This window comes from Roseicitreum antarcticum, from assembly GCF_014681765.1.
Lineage (GTDB): Bacteria > Pseudomonadota > Alphaproteobacteria > Rhodobacterales > Rhodobacteraceae > Roseicitreum > Roseicitreum antarcticum.
The window spans coordinates 1216425-1239255 of the sequence record NZ_CP061498.1 but is presented as its reverse complement, the minus strand read 5'-3'; the positions used below and the strand labels follow the sequence as shown (position 1 = coordinate 1239255).

Here is a 22831-nt window from a genome sequence, read left to right as displayed (position 1 = left end):
GCCTGTTAATATAATTACAAAAAAATCGTTGTTTAAAAAAGAGTTACACAAAAATTGACGAATGCTCTATAAGCCGTAAAAGGGAAGAAGTGGCAGCGCCCAGCGTCGCCCGAATTTACGGAGGGACGGCGTATATGCGCTGTCCTGTGCTTGGAGGAGCATTCATGTCAAACGTTGCGCAGGCAGATATCTATACCGCCCCCGAAGATTTCGTTGCCAAGGCGCATATTGATGCTGCGGGCTACGCCTCGATGTATGAGGCCTCGGTCGCTGATCCGGCGGCTTACTGGGCCGAGCAGGCGCAGCGGGTGGACTGGATCAAGCCGTTCACCAAGGTGAAGGATGCCAGTTTTGAACTGGGCAATGTCTCCATCAAATGGTTCGAGGATGGCACGCTGAACGTGGCGGCCAATTGTGTCGACCGGCATCTGGAAATCCGGGGCGATCAGACCGCGATCATCTGGGAACCCGACAGCCCCGACACGCCCGCCAAGCATATCACCTACCGCGTGTTGCATGAAAACGTTTGCCGTATGGCGAATGTGCTGAAGGCGCAGGGCGTGACCAAGGGCGACCGCGTTGTGCTCTATCTGCCGATGATCCCCGAGGCGGCTTATGCCATGCTGGCCTGCGCGCGTTTGGGGGCGATTCACTCGATCGTTTTCGCGGGATTTTCGCCCGATGCGCTGGCCGACCGGATCAACGGTTGTGGCGCGAAAGTGGTGATTACCAGCGACGAGGCACCGCGCGGCGGGCGCAAGACCGCGCTGAAATCCAACACCGATCAGGCGCTGAACCATTGCGACGACCATGTGAAATGTCTGGTGGTGAAACATACCGGCGGGCAGACCACCTGGGTTGCGGGGCGGGACATCGACCTGAACGCTGAAATGGCCAATGCGGGCACCGATTGCCCGGCAGTCGAAGTTGGGGCGGAAGACCCGCTGTTCATCCTCTATACCTCGGGGTCGACCGGCAAGCCGAAGGGGGTCGTGCACACTTCGGGCGGGTATCTGGTCTATGCGGCGATGACGCATCTTTACACGTTCGACTATCACGACGGTGACGTGTTCTGGTGCACCGCCGATGTCGGCTGGGTGACCGGGCACAGCTATATCATCTATGGGCCGCTGGCCAATGGCGCGACCACGGTGATGTTCGAGGGCGTGCCGACCTACCCCGATGCGGGCCGGTTCTGGGAAGTTTGCGCCAAGCACAAGGTCAACCAGTTCTACACGGCCCCTACCGCCATTCGTGCGCTGATGGGCAAGGGGGCGGAATGGGTCGAGAAGCACGACCTGTCGTCGCTGCGGCTGCTGGGCTCGGTCGGTGAACCGATCAACCCCGAGGCGTGGAACTGGTACAACGAACATGTCGGCAAGGGCCGTTGCCCGATTGTCGATACCTTCTGGCAGACCGAAACCGGCGGGCACCTGATCACGCCGTTGCCCGGTGCGATCCCGCAAAAGCCCGGGTCGGCTACCAAGCCGTTCTTCGGGGTCACGCCCGTCATTCTGGATCCCAACACCGCCGAAGTACAGTCCGAGACCAAGGCCGAGGGTGTTTTGTGCATCAAGGACAGCTGGCCGGGGCAGATGCGCACCCTGTGGGGTGATCATGAGCGGTTTGAGGAAGCCTATTTCACACAATACCCGGGGTATTATTTCACCGGCGACGGCTGCCGCCGTGATGATGACGGCTATTACTGGATCACGGGGCGGGTGGATGACGTCATCAACGTCTCGGGGCACCGCATGGGCACGGCCGAGGTGGAATCGGCGCTGGTCGCGCATGCCCGCGTCGCCGAGGCCGCAGTCGTGGGATATCCCCATGATATCAAGGGGCAGGGGATCTATGCCTATGTCACGCTGATGAACGACACCCAACCGTCGGAAGAGCTGCGCAAGGAGTTGGTGAAATGGGTGCGCAGCGAGATCGGGCCGATTGCCAGCCCCGATCTGATCCAATGGGCGCCGGGATTGCCGAAAACCCGGTCAGGAAAGATTATGCGCCGCATCTTGCGCAAGATTGCCGAAAACGACTACGCAGCACTGGGTGATACCTCGACCCTGGCTGATCCTTCGGTCGTGGATGACCTTATCGAAAACCGTATGAACCGGGCTTGAAAGGATGACCATGACCGAGACACAGACCCGCCCCGCAGTACTTATACTGCTTGGCCCTCCGGGGGCCGGCAAGGGCACACAGGCACGGATGCTGGAGGAGAGCTTCGGTCTGGTACAACTGTCAACGGGTGATCTGTTGCGCGCCGCCGTCGCGGCGGGGACTGACGCAGGCCGCGCGGCAAAGGCGGCGATGGACAGTGGTGGGCTGGTCAGCGATGACATCGTGCTGGCAATCTTGCGCGACCGGATCGCCGAGCCTGACACGGCCAAGGGCGTGATCCTGGACGGCTTCCCCCGCACCGAGGTGCAGGCGAAGGCCCTCGATGGCCTGCTGGCCGAACAGGGCATGGCGATTTCCGCCGCCGTCAGCCTGGAGGTGGATGACGCCGCAATGGTTGCGCGTGTGGCCGGCCGCTATACCTGCGCGAAATGCGGCGAAGGGTATCACGACACGTTCAAGAAACCCACGGTGGCGGGCGTCTGTGACAAATGCGGCAGCACCCAGTTCAAGCGTCGCGCGGATGACAATGCCGAAACCGTCGGCGCACGGCTTCAGGCCTATCATGCCCAGACCGCACCGCTGATCGCCTATTACGATCAGGCGGGCGTGCTGTCGCGCGTCAATGCGATGGGCGAAATCAGCCAGGTCGCCGCCGAACTGGGCAAGATCGCGCAGGCCGCGACAGCCTGACAAGAAGGATACCGGCGCTGCCCCCAACGCGGGGCAGGGTGGGTGTGGAGGAACCGCTGTCCGTCCCGGGCAGCGGATGAGGGAGATATGGGGAGATGTCACATGTCAGACGATAAATCTGCCGGCGCCTACTGGGCGGCGAACGTCAAAATTATTCTGATCTCACTGGTGATCTGGGCGACTGTGTCGTTCGGATTCGGTATTTTGCTGCGTCCCTTGTTGTCGGGGATCGCGATCGGCGGCACCGACCTTGGGTTCTGGTTCGCGCAACAGGGCGCCATCTTGGTCTTCATTGTGCTGATTTTCTACTACACCTGGTACATGAACCGTCTCGACCGTGAATACGGCGTAGACGAGCAATAGGGGGGGACAATGGATCAATTTACAATCAACCTGATCTTTGTGGGGTCGTCATTCGCGCTCTACATCGGGATCGCGATCTGGGCGCGTGCGGGCACGACCTCGGAATTCTATGCGGCAGGGCGCGGGGTTCACCCCATCGTCAACGGTGCGGCCACGGCAGCGGACTGGATGTCGGCGGCGTCCTTCATCTCGATGGCGGGCCTGATCGCTTTCGTGGGCTACGGCAACTCCACCTATCTGATGGGCTGGACGGGCGGCTATGTGTTGCTGGCGCTGTTGCTGGCACCCTACCTGCGCAAATTCGGCCGGTTCACCGTGCCGGACTTCATCGGCGACCGTTTCTACAGCCGTACCGCGCGCATGGTCGCAGTGGTGGCGCTGCTGGTCATGTCGATCACCTATGTGATCGGGCAGATGACCGGGGCGGGCGTTGCGTTCTCGCGCTTCCTCGAGGTGGACAATACCACGGGGCTGTTCATCGCCTCCGGGGTGGTGTTCATCTACGCGGTTCTGGGGGGCATGAAGGGCATCACCTACACGCAGCTGGCGCAATATGTCGTGCTGATCATCGCCTACACCATTCCGGCGGTCTTCATCTCGATGCAGCTGACCGACAATGTGCTGCCTCAGTTGGGTCTGTTTGCAACCCATACCGAATCCGGTCTGCCGCTTCTGACCAAGCTGGATGAAGTGTTGGTCGAGCTGGGCTTTAATGACTATACCGGCCATCATGGTTCGACCCTGAACATGGTACTGTTTACCCTGTCGCTGATGATCGGTACTGCGGGTCTGCCGCATGTCATCATCCGCTTCTTTACCGTGCCGAAGGTTTCGGATGCGCGTAAATCGGCGGGCTGGGCACTGGTGTTCATCGCACTGCTTTATACCGTTGCCCCTGCTGTGGGTGCGATGGCGCGGTTGAACATCATCACTACAATCTATCCCAATGGCACGGCCGAGGCACCGATTGCCTATTCCGACCGCCCCGACTGGATGCTGAACTGGGAAGAGACCGGCCTGCTGCGGTTTGAAGACAAGAACAATGACGGTCTGATCCAGTACTACAACCAGGCCAGCGAAGGTTTTGCCACGACGGCAGCAGACCGCGGCTGGGCAGGGAATGAGATGGTCACGTTCAACCAGGATATTCTGGTTCTGGCCAACCCCGAGATTGCACAGCTTCCCGGCTGGGTGATCGGTCTGATCGCTGCGGGCGGTCTGGCGGCGGCACTGTCGACGGCGGCAGGTCTGTTGCTGGCGATCTCTTCCGCGATCAGTCATGACCTGATCAAATCGACGCTGAACCCCGGCATTTCGGAAAAGGGCGAGCTTCTGGCCGCACGGATCTCGATGGCGGTTGCGATTGTGGTGGCGACCTATCTGGGCCTCAACCCGCCGGGCTTTGCGGCGCAGGTGGTGGCACTGGCCTTCGGTCTGGCGGCATCCTCGCTGTTCCCTGCGATCATCATGGGCATCTTCTCGAAGAAGATGAACGCGGCGGGTGCGATCACTGGCATGATCGTCGGTCTGGGGGCGACGATCCTGTATATCTTCACCTACCTGGGTTGGTTCTTCATCCCCGAAACCAACATGCTGGCCAACACGCCGGATAACTGGCTGTTCGGGATCTCGCCGCTGTCCTTCGGGGCTGTTGGCGCGGTGCTGAACTTCATCGCTGCCTATGTCGTGCAGAAGATGACGGGCGAGGCCCCGGCCGAGATCCAGGAGATGGTCGAAGGTATCCGCGTGCCGCGCGGTGCCGCCGGTGCCGTGGATCACTGACCTTTCGGCAACACTGGCCCGCCCCCACGGCTTGGGGGCGGGCCGCACTGACAGAGGACCGCAACCGCGCTGACCGATGAAAGGCCCTGACCCATGGATGAGGCGCTGAACACCATCATCGGCTTTTTGCAATCGGTGCACCCCTATGACAGCCTGCCGCCCGACGAACTGGCGCGTGTCGCCGGTTCCTTCAGCCGCAGGGAATTCCCCGCCGGGACCGAGGTTTATTCGGTGGGCGAGCCGCTTAAAGGCGTCTACCTCGTGAAACGCGGCACGGTTGAGGTCCTGGACACCAATGGTGGGTTGGTCTCGCTTCTGTCACCGCGCAACAGTTTTGGTGAACGCGGGTTGATGCGCGACGGGCTGGCCGTGACCACGGCGCGCGCGACCGAAGAGGCGGTGCTGCTGATGCTGCCCACCGCCGAGTTCAAGCACCTGATCGCCAATTACCCCGCCTTCACCCGCTATTTCAGCCGGGGCCGGGGGCATGAGGCGCGCTCGGGTGATCTTACCACGCTGAAAGTGGCGGATCTGATGGCGCGCACCCCCGTGACCTGCACCCCCGATCAGACCGTGACCGAGGCCGCGCGGATCATGCGCGACCACCATATCTCTTGCGTGGCGGTGGTTGCAGGTGAACGGCTGGTCGGCATCGTGACCACGCGCGACCTGACCGCGCGGGTGCTGGCCGAGGGCATGTCCCCCGACACGCCGTTGTCGGCGGTGATGACCGTGGACCCGCTGACGTTGACGCCGCAATCGCTGGGGTCGGACATCTTGCACATGATGCTGGAGCGGCGCATCGGGCATCTGCCGGTGATCGAGGACGGGCGGCTGAAAGGCATGATCACCCAGACCGACCTGACGCGGTTTCAGGCGATTTCCTCGGCCCAACTGGTGCGCGACGCCGCAGTTGCCGAAAGTGTGGCCGAGATGGCGAAGGTCACCGCCCGCATCCCGAAACTGCTGGCGCAACTGGTCGGTGCCCATACGGCGCATGAGGTCGTCACCCGGCTGATTACTGATGTGGCCGACACCGTGACCCGCCGCCTGCTGCGGCTGGCCGAGGCAGAGTTCGGCCCGCCCCCGGTCCCGTATCTGTGGCTGGCCTGCGGGTCGCAGGGGCGGCAGGAACAGACCGGGGTGTCGGATCAGGACAATTGCATCATGATCGACGACGCCTTGCGCGACGAAGACATGCCCTATTTCCACCGGCTGGCGCGGTTTGTCAGCGACGGGCTGGATGCGGCGGGATATTTCTATTGCCCCGGCGACATGATGGCCACCAACCCCCGCTGGTGCCAGCCGGTGCGGGTGTGGCGGCGCTATTTTCGCGGCTGGATCGACACGCCTGACCCGCAGGCGCAGATGCTGGCGTCGGTCATGTTCGACCTGCGGCCCATAGGGGGGGCAGCGGGCCTCTTCCGCGACCTTCAGGTCGAGACGCTGGAGGCCGCATCGCGCAACGGAATTTTCGTGGCGCATATGGTCTCAAACTCGCTCAAACATGCGCCGCCGCTGGGTCTGTTGCGCGGCTTTGCCACCATAAGGTCGGGGGAGTACCGCAACCACATTGACATGAAACTGGGCGGCGTGGTGCCGGTGGCCGATCTGGCGCGGATCTATGCGCTGCAAGGGCGCCTGACGCCTGCCAACACCCGTGCCCGCCTGCTGGAGGCCGAGGCTTTGGGCGTCATCAGCGTGTCGGGCGCGCGCGACCTGATCGAGGCCTACGATCTGATCGCCGCCCTGCGGCTGGAAAATCAGGCCAATCTGGTCCGTATGGGGCGCAGGCCGGACAACTTCCTTGCGCCTTCCGACCTGTCAGATTTTGAACGCAGTCATCTGCGCGACGCGTTTGTCGTCGTGCGCACCATGCAATCCGCGGTCGGTCACGGCCGGGGTACGCTTAGCTAAGGAACCAGAATGCTTCTTGAATTTATCGCCACGATTGCCGCCGCCTTTGTTCTGGGCGGTATGGCGCTGGGGCTGACGAAGCTGATGCCGGGTCGGCTGCCTGCATGGATCGTCCCTGCGGCGGCGGGGCTGGGCATGATCGGCTATCAGGTCTGGTCGGAATATTCGTGGTTCGACCGCGTGACCGGCACGCTGCCGGACGGGGTCGAGGTGGTGTCGACCAATGCGCTTCAGGTCTGGTACCGCCCCTGGACCTATGCGGTGCCGCAGGTCAGCCGTGCCACGGCGGTGGACCATCGCTTTGAGCGGCGCAACCCGGAGTTTCCCGAACAGGTTATGACGGCGGTCGTGCTGCTGGCGCGCTGGGAACCCATGCGACAATTCGGAGTCGTATACGACTGTGCCGCGCATGCCCGCGCCGATTTGATGGATGAGGTGATCTTTGCCGAAGATGGCGCGATCACGGGGGCCGAATGGGTGCCGGTCGGCCGTGGGGATGCCGTCTTGCAGGCTGTATGTGGTCAAGAGGGGTAAGGGGCTATGGGCGACACGGGCCGTGCGCACAACATTCTGGTGATTGAGGATGAGGATAACATCGCCATTGCGCTGGATTATCTGCTGACGCGTGAGGGGTATTGCCCGACCCGGATCGCCACGGGTGCCGGCGCGGTGGACCTGATCCGCAGCACCCGTCCCGATCTGGTCTTGCTGGATGTGATGCTGCCCGAAGTCTCCGGCTACGAGATCTGTCAGAGCGTGCGCAGCGATGCCATGCTGAGCGGTGTGAAGATCTTGATGATGACCGCGCGCGGCTCGGCGATGGAGCGGCGCAAGGGCATCGCCATGGGGGCGGATGGCTTCATCTCGAAACCGTTCGAGTTGAAGGCGTTGCGGGCCGAAGTCGCGCGCATCTTGTCGGGTGAGGCCGCGCCGGCGGCGCAAGGGGATGCCAGCGGCAGCAAGCCCGGCCCGCAAGACGCACGCAGCCGCTCTGATGCGGATGGCATTTGGCATGGCTAAGCCGGCCGGGTTGCGTGCACGGCTGATGGCGCTGTTCGGCGCGCTGGCGCTGGGCTGCATGTTGGCGCTGGCGGGCGCGCTGTGGCTGGTACAGGGCCGCATGGGGGGCGATGCATCGGGCTTCGTGCAGGCCGGGCTTCTGGCGGGGTTCGGGATCGTGGGTTTGATCGTGGCGGCGTGGTTCTGGTGCGACACCCATCTGGCACGCGCCGCCGATGCGCTGGCGGGGTCGCTGCGTGCGCGCACCCATGCGGGTGTCAACACTCCGATGAATACGGCCCGCGCCCGGTATCTGGGCGATCTGGGTGGGGCGGCGGCGGGAATGGCGCAGGCGTTGCATGACACGCGCGGCGCGCTGGCCGATGCGGTGGCGCGGGAAACCGACCGGCTGTCGTCCGAAAAATTGCGGCTGGAGAAATTGCTGGCCGATGTGCCGGTGGCGGTGCTGCTGTGCACCGCCGATCATCAGTTGGTGTTCTACAATGGGCAGGCGGTGGATCTGCTGGATGGTGGGGCGGCCCCCGGGCTGGATCGCAATGTACTGGATTACCTGCGCGAGGGGCCGGTACGTCATGCCTATCAGCGGCTGATTGATGCCGTGGACCCCGACCCCTCGGCCGACCTTTTGTGCGCCACCACGGGTGCGACGCGGCTCTTGGCGGGGCGGATGCGGGTTCTGCGGCGCACCGATGCGGGCGTCGCACCGGGGTATGTGTTGACGCTGCGCGATGTGACCGCCGACATGGCTGTGCATACCAGCCGCGAGACATTGCTGGCTGACGTCTTCGACCGCGTGCGCCGCCCTGCTGCGAATTTGCAGACTGTGATCGGCGTGCTGGCTGAAGCGCCAGAGCTAACGGGAGCGGCAGCAGAAGAGATGCGGGATGCCGCCCCGCAGGGCGGCGGGGCGACACAGGCCGGGGCCGGGGCCGCGACCCTGCGGGAGACGGCAATTCAGCATTCGCCCCCTCAGACCGCCGACCTGACCCGCGCCATGATCGCCGAGATCCGCACGCTGACCGCTGCGCTGACCGAACTCGGCGCGCGCTATGATGAAGGGCGCACCGACTGGCGCCCGTTGAACCAGACGCGCAGCGCGGATCTGATGGACAGCCTGCGCGCCCGTTTCGATGCGCTTGGCCTGCGGGTCGAGACTGACAGCCCCGACCTCATCGTGAATTGCGACGGGTTCGAACTGGTGACGTTGCTGGGGTGGCTGGGCGCCCGGCTGGCGGCCGAGGGGTACGGCGATGCCTTCCAACTGCGCCTTCGGGAAGAGGATGGGCCTGGCGCGATGCTGGACCTTACCTGGACCGGCAAGCCGCTGCCTGTCGGCACTTTTGACGCGTGGCTGACCGAACCCATGGCCCCCACTGCCCCCGACCTGACCGGACGCGGCGTGTTGCTGACGCATGGCACCGAAGGCTGGACCGAGGCGCGGGGCGACGTGGCGGCCATCTGCATGCCGGTGCGCAATGTCCGCCGCGCCGGGCGGCGTCCTGCGCCGATCCGCCGCGCGGTGGTCTATGATTTCGACCTGCTGTCAAAGGCGCGCAGTGCCGCCGTGGCCGACAGTCCGCTGGGCGACCTGACCTATGTGGTCTTTGACACCGAAACCACCGGCCTCAACCCCGGGAGCGATGAGATCGTACAGATCGCCGCGGTCCGCGTGGTCAATGGCCGGCGGGTCGAGGGCGAGGTTTTCGACACACTGGTCGACCCAGCCCGCCCCATTCCCGCATCCTCGACCGAGGTGCACGGCATCACCGATGCGATGGTCGTCGGTGCGCCGGGCGTGCGGCAGGTCACCGCCGATTTCCATCGCTTTGCCAAGGGTGCGGTGCTGATCGCCCATAACGCGCCATTCGACATGGCTTTTCTGCGCCGCCATGAAGACGCGGCGGGGGTGCGCTTCGACAATCCGGTGTTGGATACGGTGCTGCTGTCGGCGGTGCTGTTCGGCCAGTTGGAGGAACATTCGCTGGATGCGCTGACCATGCGGCTGGGCATCACGATCCCCGAAGAGGCGCGCCATACCGCGCTGGGCGATACGGTGGCCACGGCGGATGCTTTCCTGAAGCTGATGCCGATGCTGCGCGCGCGGGGCCTTGGGACCTTTGGCGAGGTGCTGGCCGAGGTGCGCCGCCATGGGCGGCTGTTGCGCGATCTCAATGATGATGTGGTGCTGAAAGGCTAGGGCGGCTGGCTGTCGTGCGGGGCTGCCCCGTCAGCCCCGCAACCCCGTCAGCCCCGCGCGCCTTCAGGTTCTGGCCGTTGGGCCGTGGGCGTTACGGCCCAGCGTGACGGCGTTTCGTCAGATTGCAGCGCTGCAAGCGGATGCGTCAGGCGTTAGCCTTCGATCATCGCCAAGAATTCGCGCCATTCGCCCTTGCTCATGCCCGAGGTCTCTTGCGTCACGGCCTCGCCCTTCAGCATGCGGCGCAGGCAGTCAAGCCCGGTGGCCGAAACCGACGCGCCCCCCATGCGATAATCGGCAAAGGCCGCATAGGCGGCGGGCACCCAATCGGCGACAACCTTGGCGATTTCCTCGGCATAGACGCGGATTTCATATTGCGCATGCGGATCTGCACGCAGCCGCAAGAAGTGGAACAGGTTGTGCAGGTCGGTTTTCCAATACCATTGCGTATATATGTTGGTGGGCAGGTTCATGCGCGCCAGTTCGCGCGCAAGGCCCTGTTTGCCGTCCTGATCCAGCATTTCCTCATAATGGTCATAGCTGCGGCCCGCGTCCGTCTTCAGAATTTCCAGGACCCGCGCGGCCTCTGCCCCCTCCAGTACCGCACCGCGGCCCTGGTTGTTCACGCTGGATTGCGCGGCCAGTTGTTCGGGGGCGGGGATGTAGAATTCGCGGTCCATGATCGAATAGCGCGCGGAATATTCGTTCACATTCGCCGTACGGTGCCGTATCCATTGCCGCGCCACGAAGATCGGCAGTTTCACATGCAGCTTGATTTCGCACATCTCGAACGGGGTGGAATGCCAGTGGCGCATCAGGTAGCGGATCAGGCCTTCGTCATTGCTGACGTGCTTGGTGCCCGCGCCATAGCTGACGCGCGCGGCCTGCACGATGGCGCTGTCATCGCCCATATAGTCGATTACCCGCACGAAACCGTGGTCCAGCACCGGCAGCGCGGTATACAAATGCGCCTCGATTCCCGGGGCGGTGGCCCGCAGGGTGGGCTGCGGCTGGGCGCGCTGCGCGTCGATTTCGGCGGCTTGTTCGGGGGTAATTGGCATGGCGTCCTCTGGCAGTTCTGTCAAAACGGGTTATGATAGACCCGAAAGGAGACCGCAATGAAATACCTGCACACAATGGTCCGCGTGAAAGACCTGGACGCGTCGATGGCATTCTACAAGCTGCTGGGGCTGGAAGAAGTCCGGCGCATGGATTCCGAGAAGGGGCGCTTTAGCCTGATCTTCCTCGCGCCCCCGGGCCAGCATGAGGCAAAGCTGGAACTGACCTATAACTGGGATGGCGACGACGGCCTGCCCGGCGACAGCCGTCATTTCGGGCATCTGGCCTATGAGGTGAAGGACATCTATGCGCTGTGCCAGCACTTGCAGGACAACGGCGTGATCATCAACCGTCCGCCGCGTGACGGGCACATGGCCTTCGTGCGCTCGCCCGACAACATCTCGATCGAGCTGTTGCAAGAAGGTGAGGCGCTGGCGTCGCAAGAGCCATGGGCAAGCATGGAAAACACCGGCCACTGGTAAGGCCGGGCTTTTGGTGGCGATGACACTGGCAAAAGACACTGGCAAAATCGGGCGGGCGATTGGTTCTTTCCGCTGATTTGGGCCCGTGATCTGCGCCGATTGTTTGTGAACAAGACGGGGCGCTGCGGCGCCCCGTTTGCGTTGGCGGGGGTCGCGTCAGCCTATCGGAAAGCTTGGTTCATCATGGGCGGCGGCGGTGTCCATCGCCTCGCGCCAATGGCGGCGACAGAGCGAAACATAGGTCGCATTGCCGCCGATCTGCACCTGTTCGCCGTCGCGCAACGGCCGACCGTCGGGGCCGCGTCGCACCACCATCGTGGCCTTGCGCCCGCAATGGCAGATCGTGCGGACCTCGCGCATTTCATCGGCCAGTGCCAGCAGGGCGGCAGAGCCGGGAAAGAGTTTGCCGCGAAAATCGACGCGCAGCCCATAGCACATGACCGGCACGTCCAGGTCATCCACCACGCGGGCCAGTTGCCAGACCTGAGATTCGGTCAGAAACTGGGCCTCATCGAGGAAAATGCAGGCGCAAGGTTCGGCTTCCATAAGGGACTTTAGCCGGATGAAGAGGTCATCGCCGGCGGCAAACGTCTCGGCGGGTTCCGCGATTCCGATGCGCGAGGCGATTTGCCCGCGTCCGGCCCGCGTGTCCAGTTGCGCAGTCATCAGCAGGGTGTGCATGCCCCGCTCACGGTAGTTGTGCGATGCCTGCAATAATGCGGTCGATTTGCCCGCGTTCATGGTGGAATAGTGGAAATAAAGCTTTGCCATGCGCGGCGGTTTAGCGCGGTTTCGGGCCGGGCAGAAGCCTGATTCTGGGTCCGATTCTGGGTCCGACTCCGGGCGCTGGCTTTGGCCTTTTCATTGGCGCGGTGATGCTGGGCGCGGATGCACGGAAAAACCCCGCGCAGGGCTTGCCTGCGCGGGGTGATTTTGAGGGATTTCAGCGGGGCAGTCGCCTTGCGGGCCTACGCTGCTTTACGCAGCCCTGCGGGATTAGGCCGCTTTGCGCGGCCCTGCGGGATTAGGCCGCTTTGCGCGGCCCTGCGGGCCGACGCCGACGCTGCTGGCCCTTGCCCGCATCCGGCTGCCCGCCACCGAAGCCACCGCCAAAGCCACCGGGTTTGCCGCCCGATTTCGCCTGACCGCCACCGCCGCCGCCGCTGCGGCCCTGCGGCTTGCCGCCACCGCGCGGGCCACCGCCCCGGGTGTTTTTGGGGATGATGGTGTCGGCGGGCGGTACGACGCCGCCTTCGACCTTAAGCGTGGTCTTCAGCAGTTTTTCGATCGCGCGCAGTTCACCCAGCTCGGCGGGCGCGCAGAAGGCCATCGCGCGACCATCGGCCCCGGCGCGGGCAGTGCGCCCGATACGGTGGACGTAGTTTTCCGGCACATTCGGCAGATCGTAGTTATAAACGTGGCGCACATCTGGGATGTCGATGCCGCGCGCTGCCACATCGGTGGCCACCAGCACCTTGATCTCGCCGTTGCGGAAGGCTTTGAGCGTGCGCTCACGTTGGCTTTGGCTTTTATTGCCGTGGATCGACCCGGCCTTGAAGCCCCAGCTGTCCAGCAGTTTCATCAGCTTTTCCGACCCGTGCTTGGTGCGGCCAAAAACCAGCGCCAGTTCTTCGGGATGCTCGGCCAGATACTTCTGCAGCAACTTCGCCTTGTCGCCCTGGCTGACGTAATGCACTGCCTGTGTCACCTTGTCGGCGGGTTTGCCCGGGGGGGCAACCTGCACGCGCAACGGATCACGCAGATAGGTTTCGGCAAGTTCCGACATCTGTTTCGGCATCGTGGCCGAGAAGAGCAACGTCTGGCGTTCCTCGGGGATCAGACGGGCGATCTTGCGCAGGGCGTGGATGAAACCCAGGTCCAGCATCTGGTCGGCTTCATCGAGCACGAGGGTCTGTGCATCCGACAGCGTCAGCGCGCGGCGGTCCAACAGGTCCAGCAGGCGGCCGGGCGTGGCAACCAGAATATCGGTGCCGCGTGCCAGTTTGGTGGTCTGCACATGGATCGAGGCACCGCCCACCACCGTGACGACCTTCAGGGGCGTGCCCCGGGTGAAGGCCGACAGGTTGTCGGCGATCTGGTTGACCAGTTCGCGCGTTGGCGCAAGGATCAGCGCGCGCACAGCCTTGGGGGCGGGTTTGCCCTGACCCAGAAGGCGGTGCAGGATGGGCAGGCCGAAGGCCAGCGTCTTGCCGGTCCCGGTCTGCGCCAGGCCCAGCATGTCGCGCCCTTCCATCACGGCGGGAATCGCGCGCGCCTGGATCGGCGTCGGCTCGGTCAGGCCCATGGTGGACAGAGTTTTGAGAAGTGCGGGGTTCAACCCCAGCATGGTAAAGTCGGTCATATAATATCCTGAAGGGTAACGCATCGCGCGCACCCGGGGCCCCGGAACATGCCGGGGCGGTTGCATTGGGGGCGCATACGGTTGCATACGCCAGCCCCCACGCGTGATAACGGGAACCCTTGGTGTCGGGGGATGCCCCCGGTCTGACCGCGTCTTTTTCAGTGGCATCGCGAAAGGCCCGGTTGGGCTCATACGCGCTTGGCTGCTCACGCGGCAGCGATGCGGTCGCGCTAGACATGGGGCTTTGGCGGGCATAAGTCAAGCGCCCGCAGCGCGCGGGCCGGGCGCGGCATGGTGTCGGCTGCGTTCAGTGCGGGTCAGGCTGCCGGGCGATCAGTGCCAGCAGGCCGGCCAGCCCGCACATGCTGATCGGGAACATGGTGAATACCCCGAAACCGAAGGCATAATACATCCCCGCCGCCGAGATCAGCAGCAAGACCCCGCCCAGGACATTGGCCGAACGCGCCATGGCCCCGCCTGCAATCGCCAGAATCGGTGCTGCGAGGCTGGCGGCGCGGATGATCGTTTCATCCTCGACCCCGCCAGTGAATTCGGCCAGTTCGGCATAGCGCATGTGCAGTTCGGTGTAGCCAAAGCTGAAGAACCCCACCAGCATGCCCCAAAGTCCGCCGATAATGCCCAAAATCAATGCTGCGTTGCGCATGGTCTGCCTCCGTGTGCCGGTGCTGTGCCTGTGTTTCGGGCAAGGCTGCCCCGGGCCGGTCTATCGGTGTTGCGCGGGCAGGGGAAGCGGCTTGATTTTTTGCGGGGCTGTGGCAGACTTTCGGGTGAGTGACGACTGACCTCTTGACGACCGCGCCTGCGCTATCTGGTGTCGGGATATTTGGAAGGCATGGTTGCGCGCTCAGCGGTAATTGTGCCGACGACACCAAATGAAGGAGACGCGTATGCCGACGGGCACCGTGAAATGGTTCAATACTACCAAAGGTTATGGTTTCATCGCCCCCGACAATGGCGGCAAAGACATCTTCGTCCATATCTCGGCGGTGGAGCGTGCCGGGCTGACGGGTCTCGCTGACAACCAGAAGGTCGAGTACGAGCTGCAATCAGGCCGCGACGGGCGCGAATCGGCCGGGGATCTGCGGCTGCTGTAACACGCGGCGCGGGCGATGCGCGGGGCCGTACATCAGGCCGCCGGACGATCAGACGGACCGTATTAGAAATTGGCCGTGCCGCATGACCCTGCGGCGCGGCCTTTTGGTGATTTCGCTGGATGGTTGCGTGTCGCCTGTGTTGGCCATCTTGTGACCCGAACCAACGTGTTGCTCGGGCGTTTCTTGTGCGCAAGACCGTTGGCCGGTTTTGCGCCATGACCCTTTCAGTCCAGCCATTGTGCCTGTTGCGCCGGGGTCCAGCCCAGCGTGGCGGTGGTACTGTCGGTAATCAGCGGGCGCTTCATCAGCGCCGGGTGTTCGGCAAGCAGCGTGTCCGGCGCGATGGTTTGCTGCCCAGGGGTCAGGTTACGCCATGTGCTGGAAGCGCGGTTGATCAGTTTGTCGCCGAAAATCTCCCAAAACGCCGCGCGCTCTGCGGCGGTCAGTGGCTGGGTGCGGATGTCGCGGAAGGTCGCGTCCGGCAGCGCCCGGATCGCCTTGCGGCAGGTGTCGCAGGTTTTCAGCCCCATGATGGTCAGTGTCATTTGTCCCCCTGTCGGTGATGTCGCCGGTGTGGCCTGATACTGCCGGTTCGGCGTCACGTCGGCTATAGCATGTTGCGAAACAGTGGGAACGTCATCTTCTGATGAAATAGGCGCAAGGATGAAGTCGCGCGATTATGCGCCTGCTGTTTGCCACGATTCTTGAAGGACCCCGCTTTTTGTCGCCACGCCCGCGATGCGCGCTGCGCTTCTACGGGTGGTGGACTGGGCAGCGTACCCGGATTGGAGCTGCCAGCATGGTCTGGCGAATCTGCGCTGCCGCCTTGTGGCTGTGTAAAGGCCCCGGTCTGCCGATAAGGAACTGCCACTCTGACATGCAAAATCCCGCGATCACCTGTCTGGTGCGCGGGAACATGTCGCATCTTCAGCGTTGAGGGACAGATCGGCGGCAACTCCAGGGAGGAGGTTGGAGTTGCCGCCTGTTTCGCACACGACCCCAGGGAGGAGGAAGGGGCCACAAGCGTCATGTCCGGGCCAGTGGCCCAATCCAGAAAGATCATAAGCGCAGGGAGGAGGAAGCGCCGTGTCTTTCCGACGTATCACCCCAGGGAGGAGGAGGGGGCGATGCGTGTCTTCTCGGGGTCATCCCCGAAACTTGTAGGTGGTGGCGCCAGGGAGGAGGAGAGCGCCACCACCGAATTCAGTAACCCCAGGGAGGAGGAAGGGGTTCCTGAAACCTTGAAACTATTTGCCGTAAGCGGCTTCCATTGCCAACCGGCGGATCATCGACCGGGCAATGCCCAGATCGTTCAACTCGCGGCTGGTCAAAGCCGACAGCTCGCTGTAGGTTTGCTGATACACCCGGCGACGCGCATAGGCACCGCGCAGGTCGGTCGCAAGCGCAGCGATACGGTTCAGGACCGGAAGGCGGGTCAGTTGCATTTGAACAGCAGTCATTTCATTCTCTTTCCGTTGTCTGGCGGTTCACTCTGTCAAACCGCTTTGGCTTGAAACAAACATAACCCAATGCTGCGGATGCACAATGCCGCTTCTTCGCATTGCTGCTATGCAGAAACCGCATGGCAAACATTTCGGACTGTTGCTGCATATCTAGGGCGAACTGCCGTGCAATGTGGCAGCGTGCGAACTGTCGCAGGGGTAGGTGGCCGGTTGTGCCTTGCCGCGCGCGCCGGAAAGACGACATTTGGAGCAGGCGCTGACGCCACTCTACGTGCGCAGCGTTTGCTTTGCCCTTCGGGAAAACCTAAACGCTGTAGGGCACCCAAACACCTGTCGGAGAAGATGCATGCCCCTTAATCGTTCCACGGTCCTTGACGCCCTTGACGCGGTGAAGCTTCCTTCGGGCGAGTCGCTGGTGGCGCGCGATCTGGTGCGCGCGCTGGTGATCGACGCCGATTCCGTCCGCTTCGTGATCGAGTGCGCAACCCCTGAAGAAGCGCGTGCGCTGGATGCCGTGCGGGCGCAGGCGCATGATGCGGTGGCGGCCCTGCCGGGCGTGGCGCGGGTGTCGGTGGCACTGACCGCGCATGGTCCGTCGCCACGGCAGGCCCCCAAAAGCGCCCCGCAGGGTGATGCGCCTGCACTGAAAATTGGCCGCCACCCGACGGGTGATGCGGGGCAGGGGCCGCAGCGCATCCCGGGGGTGCAGCGCATCCTGGCGATCGGCTCTGGCAAGGGGGGGGTTGGGAAATCCACTGTGTCGTCGAACCTTGCGGTGGCATTGGCGCGTGAGGGCTGGCGCGTAGGCCTGCTGGATGCCGATATCTATGGCCCCAGCCAGCCGCGCATGATGGGCGTGACGAAGCGCCCCGCCTCGCCCGATGGCAAGCGGATCGTACCTTTGCAGGCGCATGGCGTCACCATGATCTCGATCGGGCTGATGCTGAAGGAAGATGAGGCGGTGATCTGGCGCGGGCCGATGCTGATGGGGGCATTGCAGCAATTGCTGACGCAGGTGGAATGGGGCGAACTGGATGTGCTGATCGTCGACATGCCGCCGGGCACGGGTGACATCCATCTGACGCTGTGCTCCAAATTCGATGTGACCGGCGCTATTGTGGTGTCTACCCCGCAAGATGTGGCACTGCTGGATGCGCGCAAGGCGCTGCGGGCCTTCCAGACGCTGAAGACCCCGCTTGTCGGGCTGGTCGAGAACATGTCGACCTATATCTGCCCCAAATGCGGGCATGAGGATCATATCTTCGGCGATGGCGGCGTGCAGGCCGAGGCCACGCGGCTGGATCTGCCGTTTCTGGGCGCGCTGCCGCTGAGCGTCGAGGTTCGGTTGGCCGGGGATGGCGGCATCCCGGTCGCGGCAACCGACAGCCCGGTGGCGGATGCTTACCGCCGCATGGCGCGGCGGTTGATCGACAGCGGGTTTTAAACAAGACGCCGGGCGCGCGCGTATGGCCCCGGCGTTTCCCCCATTCCCGTCTCTGTAATGGAGACACCCGCGCTGGGATGGGGGCCTCCGCCTGACGAACTCAGAATGGGATTTCATGGTCACGCCCTTCGTCGCGCCGAATCAACCGGGCGCGCGCGTATGGCCCCGGCGTTTCCCCCATTCCCGTCTCTGTAATGGAGACACCCGCGCTGGGATGGGGGCCTCCGCCTGACGAACTCAGAATGGGATTTCATGGTCACGCCCTTCGTCGCGCCGAATCAACCGGGCGTGAGGCGGCTGTGAAGCGGCTGTGAGGCCGGGTCGAAGCGGCGATTCAGCGGTGCCTCTGGCGAAACTTGCCGCATATGCGCCACAAACGCGATTTTTTTTGGGAAATGACGGGACAGGACCGGGACGGCGTGCGTGCCGCCTATTTCGACATGTTCCCAAATGTTCTCACCACATCTTGCGACGCGCTGGGGTTATCCCCAGACTTATCCCTGTGTTCCACCGGCAACACCGCAAGTTCTGGCCAGTTCTCCCCAATATTTCCTGTTGTTTCCCACGACTTCCCATGGCATCCCTGTTTCCAAGGTGATCGGGCAACAAAAAACGGGGCAACACAGACCCCGGCAGAGGCACCCAAGCAGGTTTCATACAGGCACCCGCATTACCTTGAACGACGATAACGATCCGGCGGATGCGCGAGCAGCATCCCCCCAGATGGCACAAGCCGCCGGACACCGATAACGCGGAAACCGCGACGGGACAGAGAGCGGCGGTTTGGACAGTGGCAGCAGTCCAAACCGCCGCTTTTTTAATCCGCAACTGATGCGGGGCGCAGGACAGCAACAAAGGGCCGCAATCCGTGGCACGCAGGTTCAGAGGCGAATTTCACCAGAAGGTGGACACGAAGGGCAGGGTCTCGATCCCCGCCACGTTCCGCCGCGTGGTTGAAAAGGCCGATCCTGACTGGTCTGAAGGCAAGCGCCCGAACCTCATCATCGTGTACGGCCTCAGCTCGCAATCCAGCCTGGATTGTTACACCGTTGAGGCGATTGACGATATTGACGACCGGATCGACGAGATGCAGCCCGGCTCGTCCGAGCGCAAGATGCTGGAACGCATCTACCATGGCCACTCCCTTGAAGCCCAGATCGACGAGGACGGGCGCATCGTGCTGCCCGCCAAATTGCGCGACAAGATTGCGTTGGACGCCGAGGCGTTCTTCATCGCGTCGGGCGACCATTTCGAGATCTGGAAACCCGACACCTATGAGGCGGTGGAAATCGCCAAGGCCGATGCCTGGATGGAGCAGCAGCCCGAAGGATTCGATCCGCGCATGTTGTTGCCGCAGCGCCGGAAGGAGGCATGATGCCGCCCCGCGCCCCCCGCAAGCCCATGAAGTCAGGTGACGCGTCGGAACCCAATGTTTCCGCGCCGCATGTTCCGGTCCTGCTGCGCCCGCTGCTGGCGGGGGTGGCGCCCGTGTCCGGCACCTGGCTTGACGGGACGTTTGGCGCGGGTGGCTATGCGCGCGGTCTGCTGGCCGCCGGCGCCGACCGGGTGATCGGGGTCGACCGTGACCCGCTGGCGCTGGAAATGGCGCAGGGATGGGCAGGGGAATATGGCGACCGGCTGCGGCTGGTGGCGGGCACCTTCTCGGATCTCGACACGCTGGCGGGCGAGTCTCTGGACGGCGTTGTGCTGGACCTTGGTGTATCCTCGATGCAGCTCGACCTTGCCGACAGGGGCTTTTCCTTTGCCAAGGATGGGCCGTTGGACATGCGGATGTCGCAATCCGGCCCCTCGGCCGCTGATCTGGTGGCCGAGACCGAGGAAGGCTTGCTGGCTGACATCTTGTTTCAACTGGGCGAGGAACGTGCCTCTCGCCGGATTGCCCGGGCGATTGTGCGGGCGCGACACGAGGCGCCGATCACCTCTACCCTGCGGCTGGCGCAGATCGTAAGTTCCTGCCTGCCGCGCCCCAAACCGGGGCAGAGCCACCCGGCTACCCGCAGTTTTCAAGCGATCCGCATCGCGGTGAATGCCGAATTCTCGCAGCTTATCGCGGGGCTGGAAGCGGCAGAGCGCGCGTTGAAGCCCGGCGGGAAACTGGCCGTGGTGTCTTTTCATTCGCTTGAGGACCGCGTGGTGAAGCGCTTCTTGCAGGCTGCGGCCGGGCAGGCGGGCAATGCCAACCGCTTTGCCCCCGAACTGGCGGTCGAGGCCCCCCGTTTCACCTTGCTGTCGCGCCGCGCGATCGGGCCCGATGAGGTGGAATTGGACGCAAACCCCCGGTCGCGGTCGGCAAAGTTGCGGCTGGCAGTGCGCACCGAAGCACCTGCCAAGCCCAGCGATCATTCAGCGATGGGCTTGCCGAAGCTGGCCCTGACGGGGCAAGGATAATGCGCGGATTTCTGTATGCTATCGGGGTGATTGGCGTGATCGCGCTGGCTTTCTGGGCCTACCGCGAAAACCACTACACCCAGCAATCCATGGCCGAAGTGCGCAGCCTGAAGCGCGAAATCAACAGTCTGCAAGAGGCGATGTCAGTGCAGCGCGCCGAATGGGCATATCTGTCGCGGCCTGAACGGCTGCAACGACTGGTGGACCTGAATTTCGACAATCTGGGCCTGTTGCCGATGCTCGGCGATCAGTTTGGCAGCATCGATGAGGTGGTCTATCCTGAATTGTCCATCCCCGACCTGACCGTCGGCGCCATTGACGTGTTCGGTCCGATTGAAACGCTGAGCGGGTCGGATACCAGCGCCGCCGGCATCACTGAAAATGCGCGCGCCACTGATGCGACTGCGAACACTGACGCGACTGCGAACACCGGCGCACCCTCCCCCGCCTTTCAAGGGCTACGCCCGCCCGGGGACGCCGCTGATCTGATGGAAGACCCAGATCCCTACATCCGCCCCTTGGTGCTGACCGATCCCGAAAGCGACGATTCCGCCACCGCCGTCCCAACCCCGCAGGCACAGGAACAATTCCCATGATCCGCACGCCGCTGCGCCCGCTTGCCCGCATCCTTCAGGCCCGCGTCCGGGGCGAAAACCCTGACGCGATCGAGCGTGAGAACCTGCGCCTGCGCCATGAGGCGATGCGCGACGCAGGCCGCCGCCGCGCCGAGGGGCGGCTGTTGCTGACGGCGGTGACCTTCCTCGCGGTGTTCCTCGTGATCGGGGCGCGCATGGGGCTTCTGGCGGCCTCCAGCCCGGCGGTGCCGCAATCGGTACTGGCCGAAGGCGTCCAGGGCGGGCGCGCCGATATTCTGGACCGCAACGGGCGCGTTCTGGCGACCAATCTGGCGACCAATGCGCTCTATGCCGAAATGCGCTACATGGTGGATCCGGTGCGCGCGGCGCGCGAACTGGGCCGGATCTTTCCCGATATCGACGCCGAGCGGCTGGAGCGTCAGTTGTCCGATCCCAACCGTAGTTTTTTGTGGGTGCGCGCGCATCTGTCACCCGAACAGGAACAGCAGGTGCACGAGATCGGAGAGCCGGGGCTGCTGTTCGGCCAGCGTCATATGCGGCTTTACCCCAACGGACGGCTTGCCGCGCATGTGCTGGGCGGCGCGGCCTTTGGTGAACAGGGCGTGCGCGCGGCCGAGATCATCGGCACTGCGGGGATCGAGCATTACTTCGACACCCGCCTGCGCGACCCCGAGCGGCTGGAAGAACCGCTGCGCCTGTCGCTGGATCTGCCCGCGCAGGCGGTCGTGCAAGACGTGCTGGCCGCGGGCATGCGCACGCTGAATGCCAAGGGCGCTACTGCGGTGATGATGGATGTCCACACCGGCGAAGTGATGGCCATGGTCTCATTGCCCGATTTCGATCCCAACAGCCGCCCCGCGCCGCCCACCCAAGGCGAACCGGCCGACAGCCCGTTGTTCAATCGTGCGGTGCAGGGATATTATGAACTCGGCTCGGTGATGAAGACGCTGACGGTCGCGCAAGCGCTGGATTCGGGTGAAGTGCAGCCTGAAACCGTGATCGACATTCGCGGCCCGCTGCGCTGGGGCCGCTTCAGCATCCGTGATTTCCGAAATTACGGCAACGAGCTTTCGGTGACCAGGATCATGGTCAAATCCTCGAACATCGGCACCGCGCGGCTGGCGCAGCGCATGGGGGCGGAACGTCAGCGCGCGTTCCTTGAAAAGCTTGGCATGCTCGCACCTTCCGGGGTGGAACTGGCCGAAGCGGTGCGCGCCCATCCGCAATTTTCCGACAATTGGTCGGAACTGGCCACGATGACGATTTCCTATGGCCACGGCCTGTCCACCAGCCCGGTGCAACTGGCCGCCGCCTATTCGAGCCTGGTCAATGGCGGCACGCGCATCACGCCGACGTTGTTGCGGCAATCGGGCCCGCAGCGGGGTGAGCAGGTGATCTCGCAGCTGACTTCGGACCAGGTGCGCGTGATGCTGCGCGCTGTGGTTGAGGAAGGCACTGCCAGTTTCGCCCGCGTTCCGGGCTATGCGGTGGGCGGCAAGACCGGCACCGCCGACAAACCCGATCCACGCGGGGGCTACTATGAAGATCGTGTGATCGCCACATTTGCCAGCGTGTTTCCCAGCAATGACCCCCGCTTCGTTTTGATCGTCACCATGGACGAGCCTGTCGAGACCACGGGGTCCGAGCCGCGCCGCACCGCAGGCTGGACCGCCGTGCCGGTGGGTGCCGAGATCATCCGCCGCGTGGCGCCTCTGATGGGCATGTCGCCCCTGTCGGCGACGGAGATTGAAACCGCGATGCAAAATAGTCTATCAGCGGTCCGATAGGCGCCGGATGGGCTTCGG

At 63.6% G+C, this 22831-nt stretch carries 19 protein-coding genes and 2 pseudogenes; 15 read left to right on the top strand and 6 right to left on the bottom strand.

All coding sequences use genetic code 11. The features are described from left to right. The first annotated feature begins 164 nt into the window (after positions 1-164). The 8 genes and pseudogenes from acs (at position 165) to H9529_RS05920 (ending at position 10096) form a co-directional block, all read left to right on the top strand. A complete protein-coding gene (gene acs, locus H9529_RS05955; protein ID WP_092890915.1) occupies positions 165-2126 on the top strand; it encodes an acetate--CoA ligase in 1962 nt (653 codons plus the stop codon). 10 nt (positions 2127-2136) lie between these two features. Beyond that, the gene (locus tag H9529_RS05950) at positions 2137-2817 is read left to right on the top strand and encodes an adenylate kinase (RefSeq protein WP_092890913.1); all 681 of its coding nucleotides are present in this window, start codon (positions 2137-2139) and stop codon (positions 2815-2817) included. A gap of 102 nt (positions 2818-2919) precedes the next feature. Next, a complete protein-coding gene (locus H9529_RS05945) occupies positions 2920-3180 on the top strand; it encodes a DUF4212 domain-containing protein (RefSeq protein ID WP_092890911.1) in 261 nt (86 codons plus the stop codon). A gap of 9 nt (positions 3181-3189) precedes the next feature. Next, complete coding sequence (locus H9529_RS05940; protein ID WP_092890909.1) at positions 3190-4962, top strand: sodium:solute symporter family protein; 1773 nt, start codon at positions 3190-3192, stop codon at positions 4960-4962. Between the two features lie 93 nt (positions 4963-5055). Further along, positions 5056-6879, top strand: coding sequence for a DUF294 nucleotidyltransferase-like domain-containing protein (locus H9529_RS05935; protein ID WP_092890907.1), 1824 nt, complete (start codon positions 5056-5058; stop codon positions 6877-6879). Positions 6880-6888: 9 nt separating this feature from the next. Beyond that, positions 6889-7413: a hypothetical protein gene (locus tag H9529_RS05930; RefSeq protein WP_092890905.1), complete on the top strand. Its 525-nt coding sequence runs from the start codon at positions 6889-6891 to the stop codon at positions 7411-7413. 6 nt (positions 7414-7419) lie between these two features. Continuing rightward, positions 7420-7794, top strand: a pseudogene (locus tag H9529_RS05925) (response regulator transcription factor); the annotation flags it as partial. Positions 7795-7891: 97 nt separating this feature from the next. Continuing rightward, positions 7892-10096 (top strand): 3'-5' exonuclease, encoded by a 2205-nt coding sequence (locus H9529_RS05920; RefSeq protein ID WP_092891104.1) that lies wholly within the window; start codon positions 7892-7894, stop codon positions 10094-10096. A 152-nt stretch (positions 10097-10248) separates the two neighbouring features. Here H9529_RS05920 and thyX read toward each other — a convergent pair whose 3' ends face one another. Beyond that, positions 10249-11157, bottom strand: coding sequence for an FAD-dependent thymidylate synthase (thyX, locus tag H9529_RS05915; RefSeq protein ID WP_092890901.1), 909 nt, complete (start codon positions 11155-11157; stop codon positions 10249-10251). A 57-nt stretch (positions 11158-11214) separates the two neighbouring features. Here thyX and H9529_RS05910 point away from each other — a divergent pair, with 57 nt between their 5' ends. Beyond that, positions 11215-11637, top strand: a complete 423-nt coding sequence (locus H9529_RS05910) for a VOC family protein (protein WP_092890899.1) — start codon at positions 11215-11217, stop codon at positions 11635-11637. Positions 11638-11793: 156 nt separating this feature from the next. Here H9529_RS05910 and H9529_RS05905 read toward each other — a convergent pair whose 3' ends face one another. From H9529_RS05905 to H9529_RS05895, 3 genes are all read right to left on the bottom strand, one after another. Then, positions 11794-12408 carry a thymidine kinase gene (locus H9529_RS05905; RefSeq protein ID WP_092890897.1) on the bottom strand — a complete coding sequence of 205 codons (615 nt, stop codon included), beginning with the start codon at positions 12406-12408 and terminating at the stop codon, positions 11794-11796. Positions 12409-12661: 253 nt separating this feature from the next. Beyond that, positions 12662-13999, bottom strand: coding sequence for a DEAD/DEAH box helicase (locus tag H9529_RS05900; protein ID WP_092890895.1), 1338 nt, complete (start codon positions 13997-13999; stop codon positions 12662-12664). Positions 14000-14306: 307 nt separating this feature from the next. After that, positions 14307-14663, bottom strand: a complete 357-nt coding sequence (locus tag H9529_RS05895; protein ID WP_092890893.1) for a hypothetical protein — start codon at positions 14661-14663, stop codon at positions 14307-14309. 244 nt (positions 14664-14907) lie between these two features. Here H9529_RS05895 and H9529_RS05890 point away from each other — a divergent pair, with 244 nt between their 5' ends. Then, positions 14908-15114, top strand: a complete 207-nt coding sequence (locus tag H9529_RS05890) for a cold-shock protein (protein WP_092890891.1) — start codon at positions 14908-14910, stop codon at positions 15112-15114. Positions 15115-15338: 224 nt separating this feature from the next. Here the strand turns inward: H9529_RS05890 and H9529_RS05885 are convergent, their stop codons facing one another. Both H9529_RS05885 and H9529_RS05880 read right to left on the bottom strand, forming a co-directional pair. Next, complete coding sequence (locus H9529_RS05885) at positions 15339-15659, bottom strand: arsenate reductase family protein (protein ID WP_223814310.1); 321 nt, start codon at positions 15657-15659, stop codon at positions 15339-15341. 702 nt (positions 15660-16361) lie between these two features. Beyond that, positions 16362-16574, bottom strand: coding sequence for a DUF1127 domain-containing protein (locus tag H9529_RS05880; protein WP_223814309.1), 213 nt, complete (start codon positions 16572-16574; stop codon positions 16362-16364). Positions 16575-16923: 349 nt separating this feature from the next. Here H9529_RS05880 and H9529_RS05875 point away from each other — a divergent pair, with 349 nt between their 5' ends. The 5 genes and pseudogenes from H9529_RS05875 to H9529_RS05855 all read left to right on the top strand — a co-directional run bounded on the left by H9529_RS05875 (position 16924) and on the right by H9529_RS05855 (position 22813). Continuing rightward, positions 16924-18021, top strand: a complete 1098-nt coding sequence (locus H9529_RS05875; RefSeq protein ID WP_092890887.1) for an Mrp/NBP35 family ATP-binding protein — start codon at positions 16924-16926, stop codon at positions 18019-18021. Between the two features lie 868 nt (positions 18022-18889). Then, positions 18890-19396: a division/cell wall cluster transcriptional repressor MraZ gene (mraZ, locus tag H9529_RS05870; RefSeq protein ID WP_092890885.1), complete on the top strand. Its 507-nt coding sequence runs from the start codon at positions 18890-18892 to the stop codon at positions 19394-19396. Positions 19397-19422: 26 nt separating this feature from the next. Beyond that, on the top strand, positions 19423-20430 hold the full coding sequence (rsmH, locus tag H9529_RS05865) for a 16S rRNA (cytosine(1402)-N(4))-methyltransferase RsmH (protein ID WP_092891100.1): 1008 nt from the start codon (positions 19423-19425) through the stop codon (positions 20428-20430). Continuing rightward, a pseudogene (ftsL, locus tag H9529_RS21325) lies at positions 20430-20711 on the top strand (cell division protein FtsL); the annotation flags it as partial. The gene rsmH and the pseudogene ftsL, both read left to right, overlap by 1 nt. A 311-nt stretch (positions 20712-21022) precedes the next feature. Further along, positions 21023-22813, top strand: a complete 1791-nt coding sequence (locus H9529_RS05855; protein WP_092890883.1) for a peptidoglycan D,D-transpeptidase FtsI family protein — start codon at positions 21023-21025, stop codon at positions 22811-22813. Positions 22814-22831: the final 18 nt, after the last annotated feature.